Annotated in this window: 18 protein-coding genes, 1 tRNA gene and 1 pseudogene; 6 read left to right on the top strand and 14 right to left on the bottom strand. The window is 73.6% G+C overall.

Going from position 1 to position 16587, the window contains the following annotated elements:
- Positions 1 to 85: 85 nt before the first annotated feature.
- The 7 genes from QE405_RS09190 to QE405_RS09220 form a co-directional block, all read right to left on the bottom strand.
- Positions 86 to 1102: a DNA-directed RNA polymerase subunit alpha gene (locus QE405_RS09190; protein ID WP_307199963.1), complete on the bottom strand. Its 1017-nt coding sequence runs from the start codon at positions 1100 to 1102 to the stop codon at positions 86 to 88.
- Between the two features lie 118 nt (positions 1103 to 1220).
- Positions 1221 to 1829, bottom strand: coding sequence for a 30S ribosomal protein S4 (gene rpsD / locus QE405_RS09195; protein WP_163772484.1), 609 nt, complete (start codon positions 1827 to 1829; stop codon positions 1221 to 1223).
- Positions 1830 to 1859: 30 nt separating this feature from the next.
- Complete coding sequence (rpsK, locus tag QE405_RS09200) at positions 1860 to 2267, bottom strand: 30S ribosomal protein S11 (RefSeq protein WP_163772483.1); 408 nt, start codon at positions 2265 to 2267, stop codon at positions 1860 to 1862.
- Positions 2268 to 2329: 62 nt separating this feature from the next.
- Positions 2330 to 2704 (bottom strand): 30S ribosomal protein S13, encoded by a 375-nt coding sequence (rpsM, locus tag QE405_RS09205; RefSeq protein ID WP_163772482.1) that lies wholly within the window; start codon positions 2702 to 2704, stop codon positions 2330 to 2332.
- A gap of 180 nt (positions 2705 to 2884) precedes the next feature.
- On the bottom strand, positions 2885 to 2998 hold the full coding sequence (gene rpmJ, locus QE405_RS09210; protein ID WP_277501359.1) for a 50S ribosomal protein L36: 114 nt from the start codon (positions 2996 to 2998) through the stop codon (positions 2885 to 2887).
- A gap of 32 nt (positions 2999 to 3030) precedes the next feature.
- Positions 3031 to 3252: a translation initiation factor IF-1 gene (infA, locus tag QE405_RS09215; RefSeq protein ID WP_028473450.1), complete on the bottom strand. Its 222-nt coding sequence runs from the start codon at positions 3250 to 3252 to the stop codon at positions 3031 to 3033.
- A 295-nt stretch (positions 3253 to 3547) separates the two neighbouring features.
- Entirely contained in the window at positions 3548 to 4609 is a 1062-nt protein-coding gene (locus QE405_RS09220) for an LLM class flavin-dependent oxidoreductase (protein WP_307199969.1), read from the bottom strand.
- A gap of 124 nt (positions 4610 to 4733) precedes the next feature.
- Between QE405_RS09220 and QE405_RS09225 the strand changes: the two genes are divergently transcribed.
- The 5 genes and pseudogenes from QE405_RS09225 (at position 4734) to QE405_RS09245 (ending at position 7868) form a co-directional block, all read left to right on the top strand.
- Positions 4734 to 5042, top strand: a complete 309-nt coding sequence (locus QE405_RS09225; RefSeq protein WP_307199971.1) for an STAS domain-containing protein — start codon at positions 4734 to 4736, stop codon at positions 5040 to 5042.
- 35 nt (positions 5043 to 5077) lie between these two features.
- Positions 5078 to 5491 (top strand): ATP-binding protein, encoded by a 414-nt coding sequence (locus QE405_RS09230; protein ID WP_307199973.1) that lies wholly within the window; start codon positions 5078 to 5080, stop codon positions 5489 to 5491.
- The gene (locus tag QE405_RS09235) at positions 5488 to 6843 is read left to right on the top strand and encodes a PP2C family protein-serine/threonine phosphatase (RefSeq protein ID WP_307199975.1); all 1356 of its coding nucleotides are present in this window, start codon (positions 5488 to 5490) and stop codon (positions 6841 to 6843) included. The genes QE405_RS09230 and QE405_RS09235 overlap by 4 nt, the downstream gene beginning before the upstream one ends.
- 25 nt (positions 6844 to 6868) lie before the next feature.
- A pseudogene (locus QE405_RS20940) lies at positions 6869 to 7375 on the top strand (cobalamin B12-binding domain-containing protein); the annotation flags it as partial.
- Positions 7376 to 7535: 160 nt separating this feature from the next.
- Entirely contained in the window at positions 7536 to 7868 is a 333-nt protein-coding gene (locus QE405_RS09245) for a hypothetical protein (RefSeq protein WP_307199979.1), read from the top strand.
- 2 nt (positions 7869 to 7870) lie between these two features.
- Here QE405_RS09245 and QE405_RS09250 read toward each other — a convergent pair.
- The 7 genes from QE405_RS09250 to eno all read right to left on the bottom strand — a co-directional run bounded on the left by QE405_RS09250 (position 7871) and on the right by eno (position 12531).
- A tRNA-Leu gene (locus QE405_RS09250) sits at positions 7871 to 7944 on the bottom strand.
- Between the two features lie 16 nt (positions 7945 to 7960).
- Positions 7961 to 8545, bottom strand: coding sequence for a peptide deformylase (locus tag QE405_RS09255; protein WP_307199981.1), 585 nt, complete (start codon positions 8543 to 8545; stop codon positions 7961 to 7963).
- Positions 8542 to 9060 (bottom strand): glycine cleavage system protein R, encoded by a 519-nt coding sequence (locus QE405_RS09260; RefSeq protein ID WP_307199983.1) that lies wholly within the window; start codon positions 9058 to 9060, stop codon positions 8542 to 8544. Before QE405_RS09260 ends, QE405_RS09255 begins: the two co-directional genes overlap by 4 nt.
- Positions 9061 to 9121: 61 nt before the next feature.
- Positions 9122 to 10033: a Ppx/GppA phosphatase family protein gene (locus QE405_RS09265; RefSeq protein ID WP_307199985.1), complete on the bottom strand. Its 912-nt coding sequence runs from the start codon at positions 10031 to 10033 to the stop codon at positions 9122 to 9124.
- Positions 10030 to 10563, bottom strand: a complete 534-nt coding sequence (locus QE405_RS09270) for a DUF501 domain-containing protein (RefSeq protein ID WP_307199987.1) — start codon at positions 10561 to 10563, stop codon at positions 10030 to 10032. Before QE405_RS09270 ends, QE405_RS09265 begins: the two co-directional genes overlap by 4 nt.
- A complete protein-coding gene (locus QE405_RS09275) occupies positions 10560 to 11183 on the bottom strand; it encodes an FtsB family cell division protein (RefSeq protein WP_307199989.1) in 624 nt (207 codons plus the stop codon). The genes QE405_RS09270 and QE405_RS09275 overlap by 4 nt, the downstream gene beginning before the upstream one ends.
- 70 nt (positions 11184 to 11253) lie before the next feature.
- A complete protein-coding gene (eno, locus tag QE405_RS09280) occupies positions 11254 to 12531 on the bottom strand; it encodes a phosphopyruvate hydratase (RefSeq protein ID WP_307199991.1) in 1278 nt (425 codons plus the stop codon).
- Between the two features lie 297 nt (positions 12532 to 12828).
- On the opposite strand from eno, the gene QE405_RS09285 reads away from it, so the two are divergent.
- On the top strand, positions 12829 to 16581 hold the full coding sequence (locus tag QE405_RS09285) for an esterase-like activity of phytase family protein (protein WP_307199993.1): 3753 nt from the start codon (positions 12829 to 12831) through the stop codon (positions 16579 to 16581).
- The last annotated feature ends 6 nt before the right edge of the window (positions 16582 to 16587 follow it).

Here is a 16587-nt window from a genome sequence, read left to right on the forward strand (position 1 = left end):
ACCAGGTACCGGGATAGACACGGGGTCGCGGTGCGACCCCAGGGGCGGGCTCGGACGGCCGGTCGGCCGCCCGAGCAGGGGTGGATCAGTACTGCTCGTCCTCGACGAACGCGTCGTCCTCGTCGTCGCCGTAGGCCGCGAGGGCCGTGGCGGGGTCGAAGCCGGGCGCGCTGTCCTTGAGCGAGAGGCCCATCTCGACGAGCTTGGCCTTCACCTCGTCGATCGACTTCGCGCCGAAGTTGCGGATGTCGAGCAGGTCCTGCTCCGAGCGCGAGATGAGCTCGCCCACGGTGTGGATGCCCTCACGCTTGAGGCAGTTGTAGGACCGCACCGTGAGCTGCAGGTCCTCGACCGGCAGGGCCAGGTCGGCGGCCAGCTGCTCGTCGACGGGCGACGGGCCGATGTCGATGCCCTCGGCCTCGACGTTGAGCTCGCGGGCGAGGCCGAAGAGCTCGACCAGCGTCTTGCCCGCCGAGGCGAGCGCGTCGCGGGGGTGGATCGAGGGCTTGGTCTCGACGTCGATGATCAGCTTGTCGAAGTCGGTGCGCTGCTCGACACGGGTGGCCTCGACCTTGTAGGTCACCTTCAGCACGGGGCTGTAGATGGAGTCGACCGGGATGCGGCCGATCTCGTTGTCGGCACCCTTGTTCTGCACGGCCGAGACGTAGCCACGGCCACGCTCGACGACGAGCTCCATCTCCAGGCGGCCCTTGTCGGACAGCGTGGCGATCTTCAGCTCGGGGTTGTGGACCTCGACGCCGGCCGGCGGGGCGATGTCCGCGGCGGTGACGTCACCGGCACCCGACTTGCGCAGGTACATGGTGACCGGCTCGTCGTGCTCGGAGGAGACGACGAGACCCTTGAGGTTCAGGATGATCTCGGTGACGTCCTCCTTGACGCCCTCGACCGTCGAGAACTCGTGGAGCACGTTGTCGAGCTTGATGCTGGTGACCGCGGCGCCCGGGATCGAGGACAGGAGCGTGCGGCGCAGGGAGTTGCCGAGCGTGTAGCCGAAGCCCGGCTCCAGGGGCTCGATGACGAACCGGGACCGGTAGTCCCCGGCGGCGTTCTCGTCCAGGGTCGGGCGCTGAGCGATGAGCACTGGTTGGTTCCTTTCCGGGCTCACCCACTATTTGATGGGCCCGAACGTGATGGAAGGAAAGGTCGAACGACAGTGCGGGGCACCCGGCTCGAGGAGCCGGGAACCCCGCACCGCTGGGTCACTTCTTGGAGTAGAACTCCACGATCAGCTGCTCCTGGACGGGCACGTCAATCTGCGCACGGACCGGGCGCGAGTGCACCAGGATCCGCATGCGGCTCGGGACGGCCTCGAGCCACGCCGGGACGACGCGCTCGCCGTGGGTCTCGCGCGCGACGATGAACGGCGTCGTCTCGAGCGACTTCTCCCGCACGTCGATGACGTCGTACTGCGCCACCTGGTAGCTCGGGATGTTGACCTTCTTGCCGTTCACCAGGAAGTGGCCGTGGCTCACGAGCTGGCGGGCGTGGCGACGCGTGCGGGCGAACCCGGCGCGGTAGACCACGTTGTCGAGACGGCACTCCAGGAGCTGGAGCAGGTTGTCGCCCGTCTTGCCCGTGCGGCGCGACGCCTCGACGTAGTAGTTGTAGAACTGGCGCTCGAGCACGCCGTAGCTGATGCGCGCCTTCTGCTTCTCCTGCAGCTGGGCGCGGTACTCGCTCTCCTTCACCCGCGCGCGGCCGTGCATGCCGGGCGGGTAGGGGCGACGCTCGAACGCGGCGTCGCCACCGACGAGGTCGACACCGAGACGGCGCGACTTCTTGGTCATGGGGCCGGTGTAACGGGCCATCTGATCAGTCTCCTAGGTCTCTGGTGTCGGTCAGACGCGGCGGCGCTTGGGCGGCCGGCATCCGTTGTGGGGCTGCGGCGTGACGTCCTGGATGGTGCCGACCTCGAGGCCGATCGCACCCAGCGAGCGGATCGCCGTCTCGCGGCCCGAGCCCGGGCCCTTCACGAAGACGTCGATCTTCTTCATGCCGTGCTCCATCGCCCGACGACCAGCGGCCTCGGCGGCCATCTGCGCGGCGTACGGCGTGGACTTGCGCGAGCCCTTGAAGCCGACGGTGCCGGCGGAGGCCCACGAGATCACGGCACCGGTGGGGTCCGTGATGGTGACGATGGTGTTGTTGAACGTGCTCTTGATGTGAGCCTCGCCGGCGGCGACGTTCTTCTTCTCCTTGCGGCGCACCTTCTTGGCGCCAGCCGCAGCGCGTCCCTTGGGGGGCATGCGTTATCTCCTGAAAGTCTGGTGAGCTCGTGACGAGTGGACCGTTGATCCGCGAAGCGGGATCAGCGGGCCTTCTTCTTGCCGGCGACCGTGCGCTTCGGGCCCTTGCGGGTGCGCGCGTTGGTCTTGGTGCGCTGACCGCGGACCGGGAGGCCCATGCGGTGGCGGCGACCCTGGTAGCTGCCGATCTCGATCTTGCGGCGGATGTCGGCCTGGACCTCGCGTCGGAGGTCACCCTCGAACTTGTAGTTGGCCTCGATCTCGTCGCGGAGCTTCACCAGCTCCTCGTCACCCAGCGTGTGCACGCGGGCGTTCGGGTCGACCCCGGTCGCCGCGAGGATCTGCTGGGAGCTGGTACGGCCGATGCCGTAGATGTAGGTGAGTGCGATCTCGACGCGCTTGTCGCGCGGGAGGTCAACACCAACGAGGCGTGCCATGAATGGCGTTTCCCTTCGATGTGCACAGAGGTCTCGGTCGTGTCGCCTCCCGGACGGTCGACCGGCTGGTCGACCACGGGCTCCGGCCTCTGCTCCGGAGGTGCATCCCCCGCCGTGCGGCGGGTTGAGCGATCACGTGGGTGGGGGTGGTGCTGGTGGCCGGCGGACCGGCCCGGTGCGTCAGCCCTGGCGCTGCTTGTGACGCGGGTTCTCGCAGATGACCATGACGCGCGAGTGGCGACGGATCACCTTGCACTTGTCACAGATGGGCTTGACGCTCGGCTTGACCTTCACGAGGAGGTCCTTTCAACGTGTCTCGGCTGATGTCACTTGTAGCGGTAGACGATGCGGCCGCGGGTCAGGTCGTACGGCGACAGCTCCACCACCACGCGGTCCTCGGGGAGGATCCGGATGTAGTGCTGGCGCATCTTGCCGCTGATGTGCGCGAGAACCTTGTGCCCGTTGCTCAGCTCCACGCGGAACATCGCGTTCGGGAGAGCCTCGATGACGGAGCCCTCGATCTCGATGACGCCTTCCTTCTTGGCCATGTCCTCCACAATCCGTCGTACCGGCTGACCGGTGCTGGTCGTCTCGTCTACCGTGTCGTGCACCGCTCGACCAGTGGTGGTCGAACGGCTGGCCCGGGAACCGCCTGGGGCCCTCCGGGGAGGGCAGTCCAGTGGACCTCGTGCAGCCGCCCGTCGCGTCCCATCCCGGCGAGCCGGGCAGCCGCGGGACACGGCGAAGCAGACCCACGTTGGGCCGACGCACGAGTCTAGGGAAACGGCCCAACAATTCCTAATCGGGCCGGACAGCCCCGGAGCTGCTCCCCGAGCGGTCCCCTCAGACCGCGGCGAGGAGCCGCAGCGTCTCCTCGCGCGCCGGCGACGCGCTGGTCGGCGTGCCGTCCGTCGCCCCGTCGACCGGGTGGACCATCACCTCGTCCACCCCGTACGTCGCGGCCAGCGCCGCCACCTGGGTGCGCGCGGCCGCGGCGTCACCGACGACCCACGTCGCGAGCATGGCGTCGACGAACTCCTGGTGCGACGGGGGCAGCTCGACCGCCGCCGCCTCCTCCACGCTCAGCTGGGGACCCAGCGGTGCCCCGGTGCGCAGTGCGAGCATCATCAGCTGCTGCGGCCGGGCCCGTCGACGCGCCTCGTCCTCCGTGCCCGCCACCGCGGCGTTCACGGTGAGGAAGGTGCGGGGCGCCTCGAGCGCCTCGGAGGGCCGGAACTCCCGGCGGTAGATCTCCAGGGCGCGCTCCGTCCCCTCGCCGGAGAAGTGGTGGGCGAACACGTAGGGCAGGCCCTTCTGGGCCGCCAGGTGCGCCGAGTAGTCCGAGGAGCCGAGCAGCCACAGCTGCGGCACCGAGGTCGCGACCGGCGTGGCACGGAGCTCGTGGGTGCGCCCCTGCAGCTGCAGGCCGACACCGGCGGGCGACATCATCGCGACGACGTTGCCCACGTGCTCGGCGAAGCGCGCGACCGCCTCGTCGTCACCGCCCGCGGGGCCGCCGTGCCGCAGCGCGAAGCTCGTCACGGGGTCGGAGCCCGGCGCGCGTCCGATCCCCAGGTCGATCCGCCCCGGGTGGGCCGCCTCCAGCAGCGCGAACTGCTCGGCCACGGCGAGCGGCGCGTGGTTGGGCAGCATCACGCCGCCGGACCCCACCCGGATCCGCTCCGTGGCCGCCGCCAGCATCGCGATGATGACGGGCGGGTTGGTGGCCGCGACCGCCGGCATGTTGTGGTGCTCCGCCACCCAGTAGCGCTCGTACCCGGTGGCGTCCGCCACCCGGGCGAGCGAGCGGGAGGCGGCGAGGGCGTCGCCGGTGGACTGCCCGCGCCGTACCGGCACGAGGTCGAGGACGGACAGGCGGGGGCGGGCGGCAGTGGTCTCGGACATCGTCCGGCGCAGCGTCGCCGGGGGCCAGGATATTCCCGCCTGCTCCGCGGTTGCGGCACCCGTCGGGGTGAGCGGCGCGACCGGGGTCCCGAGGGCGTTCCGGGGCCTCACGTACAGTGCCCCCGTGACCGCTACCTCCTTCTCCGCCACGTCGGCGCCGGGGAGCCTCGTCCTGTCGGGAGACATCGACGCTGCTGACCACCGCGCCCTCAACGACCTCATCGAGCAGGCCAGCGAGACGTTCACGCAGAACCTCACGGTGGACCTCCGCGCCGTGACGTTCCTGCCGAGCATCATCGTCGGCGTCCTCGCCCGCGCCACCGTGCTGGCGAAGAAGAACGGCGCGCAGGTGACGCTGGTCGCCGCCGAGGGCAGCGTGCCGCAGCGCGTGCTCACGGTCTGCAAGATCCCCTTCCAGCAGGTCGACGCCTGAGGGCCCACGCCCGCTGATCCCCCTCGGACGCCCCCATGACCACGAGCCCCCTCAGTTCCCCGCCGCCGGGCTGGCACGTCGTCGACGTGCCCCACTCCGACGAGGCCGCCCGGCGGACCTGCGACGTGGTCCGGGGGGCGCTCGAGGCGCTCCACCTCCCGACGCACGTGCTCAACGACGCGGTGATCGTCGCGGGCGAGCTCGTCATCAACGCCGTCGAGCACGGCTCCCCCGGACCCGGTGACCAGATCGAGCTGGCCTGGAGCGTGGAGCCGTCCCACGTGGTGCTGCGCGTGACCGACGGCGGCGCCGGGCCCGCCATCACCGTGCAGCCCGTCTCCGACGACGGCCTGCGCGGCCGCGGGCTCGCCATGGTCGCCGCCATCTGCGACGACTGGAGCGTCACCCGCGCCACGGGGACCACGGTCACGGCCAGGATCGCCCTGTGACCGACACCGGGAGCCGACCCCTCGGCGCCGACCTCGACGCCGACCTCGAGGCCGACCTCGACGCCGACCTCCGGGCCACCGTGCTCCTCGAGCGCGAGGCCCTCCAGCAGCACCTGGGCGAGGTGCTCGGCGCGGTGCACCGCCCCGCGCGGGCCCTCGAGCTGACGGTCGACACCTTCGTGGACCACGCGGTCGACTTCGCCCAGGTCGCCCTCCACAGCCACCAGGGCTGGATGTCGGTCGGCCGCACCCGTGGCCACGACCTCGTCGGCGAGCGCGACCGACCGATCGGCCGCCGCCAGGCGGAGGCCGTGCGGGACGTCCTGTCCCGCCAGGCGCCCGAGCACTGGCTCCTGCCGCCCGAGACGCCCGAGCGCGAGGCCATGCTGACGCAGCTGCTCGGTGAGAGCCCGCTCGTGGCCCAGCTGGCGCAGCTGGACGCCGCCTCCGTGCTGAGCCTGCCGCTGGTGGCGCGCGGGCGGGGCATCGGCCTGCTGACCCTCGCCCGTGCGCGGGGCCGCGACCTGACCGCCGACGACGTGCTGTTCCTCGAGGACGTGGCCCAGCGGCTCGCCGTCGCCCTCGACGTCACCATCGTCGTCGCCGACAACCGGCACGCGGCGAGCACGCTGCGCACGGCGCTGCTCCCGCCGCCGCTGCCGGCGAGCGCGGGGCTCGACGTCGCGTCGTACAACCGCGTGGCGCAGGAGGAGGTGACCGTCGGCGGCGACTTCATCGACCTCCACGGCGCCGAGACCGACCTGACCCTCCTGCTCGGCGACGCCGTGGGCAAGGGCGTCGGCGCAGCGGTCGCCGCGAAGCGGATCCGCACGTCGGTGCGCACCGCCGCCCTCGTCGACCGCTCCCCCGACCGGGTCCTCACCCTGACGAACCAGGTGCTGGTGCACGAGGCCGAGTCGCCCGTCGAGAGCTTCGCCACGGCGGTGTGCGGGCGACTGCGGCGCCAGGACGACGGCTCGTTCGAGGTCACCCTCAGCAACGCCGGCCACCCGCCGCCGATCATCCTGCGACGCGAGGGCACGCTGGAGTACGTCGAGTCCCACGGCCCGGCCCTCGGCATCTTCGAGGACGCGGAGTTCGGCCGGTCGGTGCACCGGCTCGAGCCGGGCGACACCCTCATCTGCTACACCGACGGCATCACCGAGGCCCGCGGACGGATCGACATGTTCGGTGAGGACGGGATCGCCACCGCCCTCGCCGGGCTCGGCGGCGCCCCCAGCAGCGCGGTCGTCGAGCGCCTGGCCATGAGCGTCTCGTCGTTCCTGGGACCCGACTCCCTCGACCGGGACGACGCCGCGATCGTCGCGCTGCAGCCGTCCGTGTCGGCCTGAGCCCGGCTCCCCCCGCCGCTCCCCCGTGCTCACCACCACCGTCCAGGACCGCTACTGGGACCGCGTCGTCCACAACGACGGCGCGGGGGCGCGCGCGATCGTGGACGCCGTGCTCGCGGACGGCACGCCGCTGGCCGGCGTGCTGACCGACCTGGTCGGGGACGCCCAGCGGCGCGTCGGCGCCCTGTGGGCGGCCGACGAGTGGAGCGTGGCCCGCGAGCACGCCGCGACGGCGGTCAACGAGCAGGTCGTGCAGCACCTGCGGTGCCGCACCCGCGGGGCCCGGAGCGGCTCCGCCGGGCGTACGGCGCGGAGCACGGCCCCGCTGCTCGTCGTGTGCGCCGAGCGCGAGTGGCACGCCCTGCCGGCCCTCATGCTGACGGCCCGCCTCGAGGAGGAGGGTCACGCAGTGGCCTACCTCGGCGCCGACGTCTCCACGTTGGCGCTGCAACGGGCGATCGCCGACCACGAGCCGCGGGCGACGCTGGTGAGCGCGTCGCTGGCCTCGTCGCTGGTGTTCGTGCGCCGCCACGTCGAGACGTCCACCGCCTCCGGCGTCCCCGTGGTGGTCGGCGGCGCCGCCTTCGACGCGGGGCGGACTGCGGTCCCGTCGCCTCGGGATCACGGCCCAGGCCCTCGACCCCGCCGACGTCGGGGACCTGCTCGCCTACCTCCCCCGACGGGTGCCCGCCGTGGCACCGCTCCGCACCGACGCCGCGCGGGAGGCCTTCGCGCTGCTGGCCGCCATCGACACCCACACCGACGTGGTGAGCCAGCGGGTGGCGCGGCGGGGCGGATCCGGCACCGCCACGGTGCTCGACCAGGTGCCCCACGTGCTCGGCTCGCTGGCCGCTGCGCTCCTCACCGACGACCCGAGCATCGTCGGCGAGACGCGGGCGTGGCTCGACGCCGTCGGCGACGCCCGCCACTGCGACCCCGGGACCCTCGAGGAGCTCTGGGCGGCCATCACCGCGCAGGTCGCGGACTACCCGCGGGGTCGCCGCATGCTGGCCGACGCGGCCTGAGGTGCCCCCGGTGGGACTCGAACCCACAACACGCCGGGTTTAAGCCGGCTTCCTCTGCCAGTTGGGACACGGGGGCCGGTCGGAGCGTGACCCTACAGGTAGGTCTTGCGCTGGTAGATCGCGTGGGCGCCGGCGACCTTGTCGAGGAAGAGGAAGCCGTCGCAGTGGTCGATCTCGTGCTGCAGGGCCCGGGCCTCGAAGGCGTTGGCGGTCACCTCGACCTCCTCGCCGGTGCCGGGGAGCTGCCCGCGCACGACGATGCGCGAGGGCCGCTTCACGTCACCGGTGAGGTCGGGCACCGACATGCAGCCCTCGCGGGCCTTCTCGTTGCGGCTCGAGGTGACGACCTCGGCGTTGCACAGCACGAAGGTGCCGTGGTGGTCGCGGGTCTTGGGGTGCGCGGACACGTCGACGCAGAAGACCTTCACGCCGACGCCGACCTGGGGGGCGGCGAGCCCGACGCATCCCGGGCTGACGCGCATCGTGGCGACGAGGTCGGCCGCGAGCTGCACGGTCTCGGGCGCGGTGGGGTCGACGCGCTCGCCGTCGGTGGACAGCACGGCGGCCGGCGCGCGCACGACGTCGAGCACCCGGCCCTCGACGCCGAGCTCGGTCTCGCTCCAGCCCGCGACCCGGGCGTCGACCTGGCTCACGGCGCCCTCGGGGGTCTGGCTCACAGCTCGTCGGCCTCCGCGGCGCGCAGGGTGACGCCGACCCCGAGCCGGGCGGCCTCGTCCGTCAGGGCGGCACGGAGCGCCTCGACGTCCACGCCCGCGGGCAGGTCGACCTCGGCGAGGAGGACGTAGAGGTCCCCCGAGAGCCGGGTCGTGAGGTCGGTGACGTTGCCGCCGACGCCGGCGACGACGGCCACCACGCCGGACACGATGCCGGGACGGTCGCCACCGTGGACGGTCAGCACGTGCGGCACGCCGCCCGCACCGGCCGCGTGCTCGCCCGACACCTCGCGCACCGTGACGGTCAGCGAGCCGTCCTCCGCGAGCGGGGCGAGCGCGTCGGCGATCCGCCGCTCGGTGGCGCCGCCGGCGCAGATGAGGGTCATCGCGAAGTGGCCGCGGAGCAGGGTCATCGAGGTGTCCTCGATGTTGAGGCCGAGGTCGGCGAGGACCGCCGTGGCCTGCGCGATGATGCCGGGGCGGTCGTGGCCGAGGACGGTGATGGCGTGCTGCGTCACCGGGGCATCCTCTCAGCCGGGGACGCCGCCCGCACGTCGGGCCCCTCCCCCGTCCCCGCCGTCAGTCGACGAGCGAGGCGGCGATCCCGTCGAGGATGTCGGCGACCGACAGCGTGAGCTCGTCGACGCCCGCGCGCTCGAGCACCCGGTCGAGGATGAGCGCCCCGGCACCGATGACGTCGGCGCGACCGGGGTGCACGTAGCCCAGGCCACGGCGCTCCTCGACCGACAGGGCGAGCAGGCGCTCGACCTCGGTCCGCACGGCGTCCCGCGGCACGACCGCCTGGTCCAGCAGCACCGGGTCGAACGTCGGCAGCCCGAGCGCGCCGGCCCCCACGGTCAGGGCCGTGCCGGCCACGCAGACGACCTGGGCGACACCCGCGACGTCGACCGGGCTCGCGTCGAGCGCGGCGTCGACGTCGGCGAGGAGCCGCTCCACCTCCGCGGCGGTCGGCGGGTCGGCGGCCAGGTGCCGCTCGTGCAGGCGCACCGACCCGACGTCCATCGAGTGCGCGCCCGTCGGCGCGAGCACGCCCTCGGCGTCCCGGTCGCCGCGCACCAGCTCGGTCGAACCCCCGCCGATGTCGACGACCAGGACGGGGAGCCGGGGCTCGTGGCGCAGGTGGGCCACCGCGCCGCCGAAGGACAGGGCCGCCTCCTCCGCTCCGCTCAGCACCTCCGGCTCGACGCCGAGGCGCTCCATCACCCCGGCGCGGAACACGTCGGCGTTGGAGGCGTCGCGGGTGGCCGACGTGGCGCAGAACCGGATGCGCTCCACGTCGTGGGCGGCGATGATCGCGGCGTACTCGTCGAGCGCCGCGAAGGCGCGCTGCACGGCGGCGTCGTCCAGCCGGCCCGTGCGGTCGACGCCCTCGCCGAGACGCACCATCCGCGACGTGCGCACCACGGCGTGCGGCGGCGTGCCGACGAAGAGCTTGATGGTGTTGGTGCCGCAGTCGACGGCGGCGATCACGCGTCGTCCCGCTGCTCGGGGGCGTCGGCGCCGGGCGTCACGCAGGGCCCGGAGGCCCACCAGTCGCCGAGCTCGTCGAGCACCTCGTCGCCGAGCGGGTTGACGCCGCGGCCCTGGGCCAGCGACTGGCCGGCGAGCACGTGGAGGCACTTGACGCGGTCGGGCATCCCCCCGGCCGAGATGCCGGCGATCTCCGGGACGCCGCCCACCTGCGGCTCCAGCTCGGCGCGGGCGGCGAGGTAGCGCTCGTGGGCGGCGCGGTACGCCGCGGCCAGCTCCTCGTCGTCGCCGAGGCGCGCCTGCATCTCCTTCATCGTGCCGCCGCCCTCGAGCGTCCCGATGCGGGAGGCGGCGCGGGGGCAGGTCAGGTAGTACGTCGTCGGGAACGGGGTGCCGTTGGGCAGCCGCGGCAACGTGGTCACCACGTCGGGGTTGCCGCAGGGGCAGCGGTGCCCGATGCCCGCGATGCCCCGCGGCTCCCGCCCCAGCTGGGCGGCGATGGCGGCGCGGTCGGCGTCGGAGACGCTCACTCGGTTCCTTCCTCGGTCTGCTCCGGCGGCGGGGCGATCTCGTCCGCCGGCTGCTGCTCGGCCTCCTCCTCGGCGGCGGCCTGCGGGTCGCCCGCGGCCTCCACCGAGTCCCAGGCCGTGTCCCACCACGCGGGCGGGGTCTCGTCGTCGGCCGGCACCGCGACGGGGTCGGAGAGGCTGGCGTCGTCACCACCCAGGGGCTCGCCGTCCTCGCCGATCACGACGTAGGACGTCTCGCCCGGGTTGACGTAGTCGAGCCGCTCGCGGGCCTGCTGGGCGACGTACCCGTCGTCGTCCCAGCGGCGCGCCTCGCGCTCGTAGGCCTCGATGTTGGCGCTCTTCTCCTCGATCTGCGCCCGCAGGTCCTCCAGGTGGGCGCGCTGCGTCAGGTAGGCACGCAGCGACGACGCGTAGGAGACGGTGAGCACCGCCAGCACGAGCACGAGGATCGCGGCCCGGCCGGTGAACCGGGGACGCGGTCGTCCGGTCCCGCCGGCGCGGGGCGCGGACGGACGTCCGCCGGGCGGGGTGCTGCCCCGGCCGCCCGCGCGGGCGCGGCCCGGCCCCGTCCCGGCCCGGGGACCGGAACCGCGGGTGGTGCGACGACGCTCGTCGGCCACGGCTCTGCTCCTCTCGGGCGCGGGACGGGGTGGGCGGGTGCTGCGGGGTGCTGCGGGGTGCTGCGGTCGGTCAGGCGCGGTAGCGCGGGAACGCGCCGGCGCCGGCGTAGCGCGCGGCGTCGCCGAGCTCCGCCTCGATGCGGAGCAGCTGGTTGTACTTCGCCACGCGCTCCGAGCGGGCCGGGGCCCCGGTCTTGATCTGGCCGCAGTTGGTCGCGACGGCGAGGTCGGCGATGGTGACGTCCTCGGTCTCGCCCGAGCGGTGGCTCATCATGCAGCGGTAGCCGTTGCGGTGGGCCAGCTCGACCGAGTCGAGCGTCTCCGTCAGCGAGCCGATCTGGTTGACCTTCACCAGCAGGGCATTGGCCTGGCCGCCGGTGATGCCGCGCTGCAGGCGCTCCACGTTGGTGACGAACAGGTCGTCGCCGACGAGCTGCGTCTTCGAGCCCAGGCTGTCGGTGATGGCCTTCCAGCCGGCCCAGTCGTCCTCGTCGAGCGGGTCCTCGATCGAGACGATCGGGTAGGCCGCGACGAGCTCGGCGTAGTAGGCCGTCATCTCCTCGGCCGACTTCGAGGCGCCCTCGAAGGTGTAGACCCCGTCGGTGCAGAACTCGGTGGCGGCGACGTCGAGCGCGAGCACGATGTCGGTGCCCAGCTGGTAGCCGGCCGCACCGACGGCCTCGGCGATGAGGTCGAGCGCGGCGCGGTTCGACGCCAGGTCCGGGGCGAAGCCGCCCTCGTCGCCGACGCCGGTGGCGAGGCCCCGCTTCTTCAGCACGGCCTTGAGCGAGTGGTAGACCTCGGCGCCGCTGCGGACGGCCTCGGAGAAGCTCGGCGCACCGATCGGCGCGATCATGAACTCCTGGATGTCGACGTTGGTGTCCGCGTGGGCACCGCCGTTGAGGATGTTCATCATCGGCACCGGGAGCACGTGGGCGTTGGGGCCGCCGACGTACTTGTAGAGCGGGAGGCCCGCCGACTCCGCCGCCGCCTGCGCGGTGGCGAGCGAGACGCCGAGGATCGCGTTGGCGCCGAGGTCGGCCTTGTTGGGCGTGCCGTCCAGCTCGAGCATGGTCTGGTCGACGAGGCGCTGGTCGTCGGCGTCGAGGCCGACGATGGCGGGGGCGATGCGCTCGGCCACGCCGTCGACGGCGCCCTGGACGCCCTTGCCGAGGTAGCGGTCGCCGCCGTCGCGCAGCTCCACCGCCTCGAACGCGCCGGTGGAGGCGCCGCTGGGGACGGCTGCCCGACCGAGCACCCCGTCCTCGAGGAGGACCTCGACCTCCACGGTGGGGTTGCCGCGCGAGTCGAGGATCTCGCGGGCGCCGACGGCGACGATGCTTGCCATGTTGCTCCTGGGACGGGGGTACGCCGCGTGTCGGCGTACGACGGGCCGGACGGTGGCCGCCGGGGTTGGCCCGGCCGACCGCCGGTCAGCCTAACGAAGCCGCGACCTCCGCGAGACCAGGCGTGCCGAGGCGCGCCGCACGGTGTCGCCGAGCGTTCACCCAGCGGCCACCGCGGGGCATCCCGAGCGTCGACCGTCGCACCCGCCGGTGACCCGAAGATGCGCGCGGGACGGCGCGACCAGCGCCGGCCCCGTCCGTCGCCCCGTCGTCACGCCGTCCCCCGAAAGGGAACCCGCATGTCCCTCCGGACCGTCCGCCGCTCCGTCGGCACCACCGTCACCCTGGCCCTGGGTGCCGCCGTCCTCGCCGGCGTCGAGCTGGGCTCCGCCGGTCTCGCCGCGGCCGCCGTGCGTGGCCCGGCCGCCCCGCTGGCGCCCGCCGCGCCCACGGCGCCGGTCGACGGCGCCTCCTACTTCGACCGCACCGCGACGTACCCCGTCCACCTCAACCGGCCCTACGGCGAGCCCGTGACCACGGAGACGGTCGCCGAGATCTCCGACGTCTCCGACGACGGCCGCACGCTCTACTACACGGACGCGGCGGGCCAGCGGGTCGGCGTGCTCGACATCGCGGACCCCGCCGCGCCGGTCGGCCGCGGGACCCTCGACCTCACCCGGTTCTTCGACGCCGGCACCCCGGTGCAGCCGACGTCGGTCGCGGTGGTCGGCGACCACCTGCTCGCCGTCGTGGACACGAGCTCGTCGTTCACGTCGCCCTCCGGCGCGCTCCTCGTCGTGCGCACCAGCGACGGCAGCCTCCGCAGCCGCATCGACCTGGGCGGCCAGCCCGACTCCATCGCCATCAGCGCCGACGGCGCCTGGGCGGCGATCGCCATGGAGAACCAGCGGGACGAGGACGCCAACGGCGCCGCGCTGCCCCAGGCCCCGGCCGGCTTCCTCCAGACGGTCGCCCTCACCGGCGACCCCGCGACGTGGACGGCCCGCCCGGTGCCGTTCACGAACCCCGACGGGAGCGCCCTGGCCGCGTTCACCGCGGCGGGCATCGACACCCCGGTCGACCCCGAGCCCGAGTACGTCGCGATCAACGCCGACGACGAGGTCGCGGTCACCCTGCAGGAGAACAACGGCGTCGTCGTGGTCGACCTGCCCACCGGGACGATCGAGAAGGTGTTCTCCGCCGGCAACGCGCGCGTCCGCGGCATCGACACCACCTCCGACGGGGTCTTCAACCCGACCGGGTCGCTCGACAAGCCCCGCGAGCCCGACGCGATCGCCTGGGTCGGCGACGGCCTCGTCGCGACCGCCAACGAGGGCGACTGGAAGGGCGGCACGCGCGGCTGGACGGTCTTCGACACCGCGAGCGGCGACGTCGTCTGGGACGCGGGCAACAGCTTCGAGCAGATCGCCGCGCGGCACGGCCTCTTCAACGACGCCCGCGCCAAGGCGTCGTCCAAGGGCACCGAGCCGGAGGGCCTCGCGTTCGCCGAGGTCGGCGGCACGCCGTACGCCTTCGTCGGCTCCGAGCGCAGCAACTTCGTCGCGGTCTACGACATGACCGACCCGCGCAACCCGGCCTTCCGCCAGGTGCTGCCCGCCACCAACGGCCCCGAGGGCATCCTGCCGATCCCCGGCCGCGACCTGCTGGCCGTGTCCTCGGAGACCGACAACGCCGCCGCGGGCGTGCGGGCCAGCGTCAGCCTCTACGAGCTGGGGGCCGACGCGCCGTCCTTCCCGTCGATCGTGTCGGGCGACGTGCCGGGCAGCGACCCCGCGCAGCCCATCGGGTGGGGTGCGCTGAGCGCGCTCAGCGCCGACCCGACCGACCCCGACGTGCTCTACACGGCGAGCGACTCGGCCTACAAGCCCGGCCGCGTCTACACGGTCGACGTGTCGGGCTCGCCCGCCGAGATCACGTCGGTCGTCGACGTGCGCAACGCCGCCGGCACGCCCCAGAACCTCGACATCGAGGGCCTCGCGGCCCGTCCCCAGGGCGGGTTCTGGCTGGCCAGCGAGGGGGCGACCGGCCCGGCCAACGCGCTCGTGCGGATCGACGCCGACGGCGTCGTGCAGCAGACCGTCAGCCTGGCCTCCGACGTGACCGCGGGACTCAAGAACTGGGGCCTCGAGGGCGTCTCGATCGCCCAGGGGTTCGCCAACGAGACCCTGTACGTCGCGCTCCAGCGCCCGCTCGGCACCGGCGTCAGCGGGGCGACGCCGGAGGCCAGCACGCGGATCGGCCGCTACGACACCGTGACCGGCGCGTGGACCTGGTTCGGCTACACGCTCGAGCAGACCAGCACGAGCGGCGACTGGGTCGGCCTGTCGGAGATCGTCACCGTCGACGCCGACACCGTCGCCGTCATCGAGCGCGACAAGCTCAACGGCCCGAACGCGCGCATCAAGCGCGTCTACACCGTCGACCTGCCCGCCGGCACCCCCGGCACGGTCACGCCCGTCGCGAAGGAGCTGGCCGTCGACGTGCTGCCGGTCCTGGCCGAGCAGCACGGCTGGACGCAGGAGAAGCTCGAGGGCCTCACCATCGCCGCCGACGGCGAGGTCTACGCGGTCACCGACAACGACGGCCTCAAGGACGCCACCGGCGAGACCCAGCTCCTGCGCCTCGGCCGCGCGCTCGACACCGAGCTGGCGAGCACGACGACGACGCTCGCGGCCCAGCAGACGGGGGCCGGCGCCGTACGGCTCTCCGCCACGGTCACCGGTGGCAGCGCCGCCGGAGAGGTCGAGTTCCTCGAGGGCGAGACGGTCGTCGGCACCGTGCCGGTGACCGCGGGGGCGGCGACGCTCGACCTCACCGGGGTGGCGCTCGGCCCGCACTCGTACGCGGCCCGGTTCGTCCCGGCCACCTCCTCGGGCCTGGCGGCGTCGACGTCCGACCTCGGCACCGTGACGGTCACGACCACCACGACGACGACCCTCTCCACAGCCGCGCTCAACCGCGACGTCGCGAACCTCACCGTCGTCGTCGCCCCGGCGGCGTCCACGCCGGTCACCGGTCGGGTCGTCGTGCGCCAGGGCGAGACCGAGGTCGCATCCGCCGAGCTCGTCGACGGCCGCGCGAGCCTCCAGACGGCGCTGCCGCCCGGCCGGCACACGCTCACGGCGACCTACGTCCCGGCCGACGGCGCCTACGCCGCCGGCTCGACGTCGGCCTCCACGGACGTCACGGTGCTCACGTCGTCGACGACGCTGCTCACGGCCGTGTCCTCCGGCGCCGGCCGGGCACAGCTGCGCGCCGTGGTGACGCCGCGCAGCGAGTCGCCCGTGCTCGGCAACGTCGCGTTCTTCGAGGGCGTCGAGCTCGTCGGTGTCGGCCCGGTCGTCGACGGCCAGGCGACCGCCGACCTCACGGGCGTCAGCGGCGGCGCGCACGCCTACACCGCGATGTACGTCCCCACCGGAGAGAGCTTCGTCGCCTCCTCGACGTCGCCGGAGGTGGAGCTGGGCGTCGGTGCCGTGACGTCGCTCTACGTCGGCGCGACGCCGGTCGACGCGCCGTACGGCCGCACCCGCACCGTCGGCGTGAAGGTGACCGGCGGCGAGCCGGTCGACGGCGTGGCGCAGGTGCACCTCGGCGGCATCCGCCGGGACGTGACGCTCGTCGACGGCGTCGGTCGGATCACCATCCCGGCGGGCCTCGCGGTCGGCACCCACACGGCGCTCGCCGTGTTCGCCGGCGACGAGACCCACGGCGCCTCCTCGGGCACCATCGACCTCGTCGTGCGCCCCGCGGGGACGCGGATCGACGAGGCGCTGCCCGGCACCATCGCGGCGGGCCGGTCGGTGACGAGCTCGTTCTACGTCACCGCGCCCGGGTCCCAGATCCCGGCGCGGGGCGCCATCCGGATCTACCACGGCGGCCGGCACCTCACGACCGCCGAGGTGCGCAACGGGCGCGCGACGGTGACGCTGCCGCGCCTCGCGCGGGGCACCTACGCCCTGCGCGCCGAGTTCGACGGCGGCGGCACGTTCGCCCGCTCGCAGCTCACGTTCCGCACGGTCGCGCGCTGACCCCCG

Origin of the sequence: Nocardioides zeae, assembly GCF_030818655.1 — a bacterium.
Classification (GTDB): Bacteria; Actinomycetota; Actinomycetes; order Propionibacteriales; family Nocardioidaceae; genus Nocardioides; species Nocardioides zeae_A.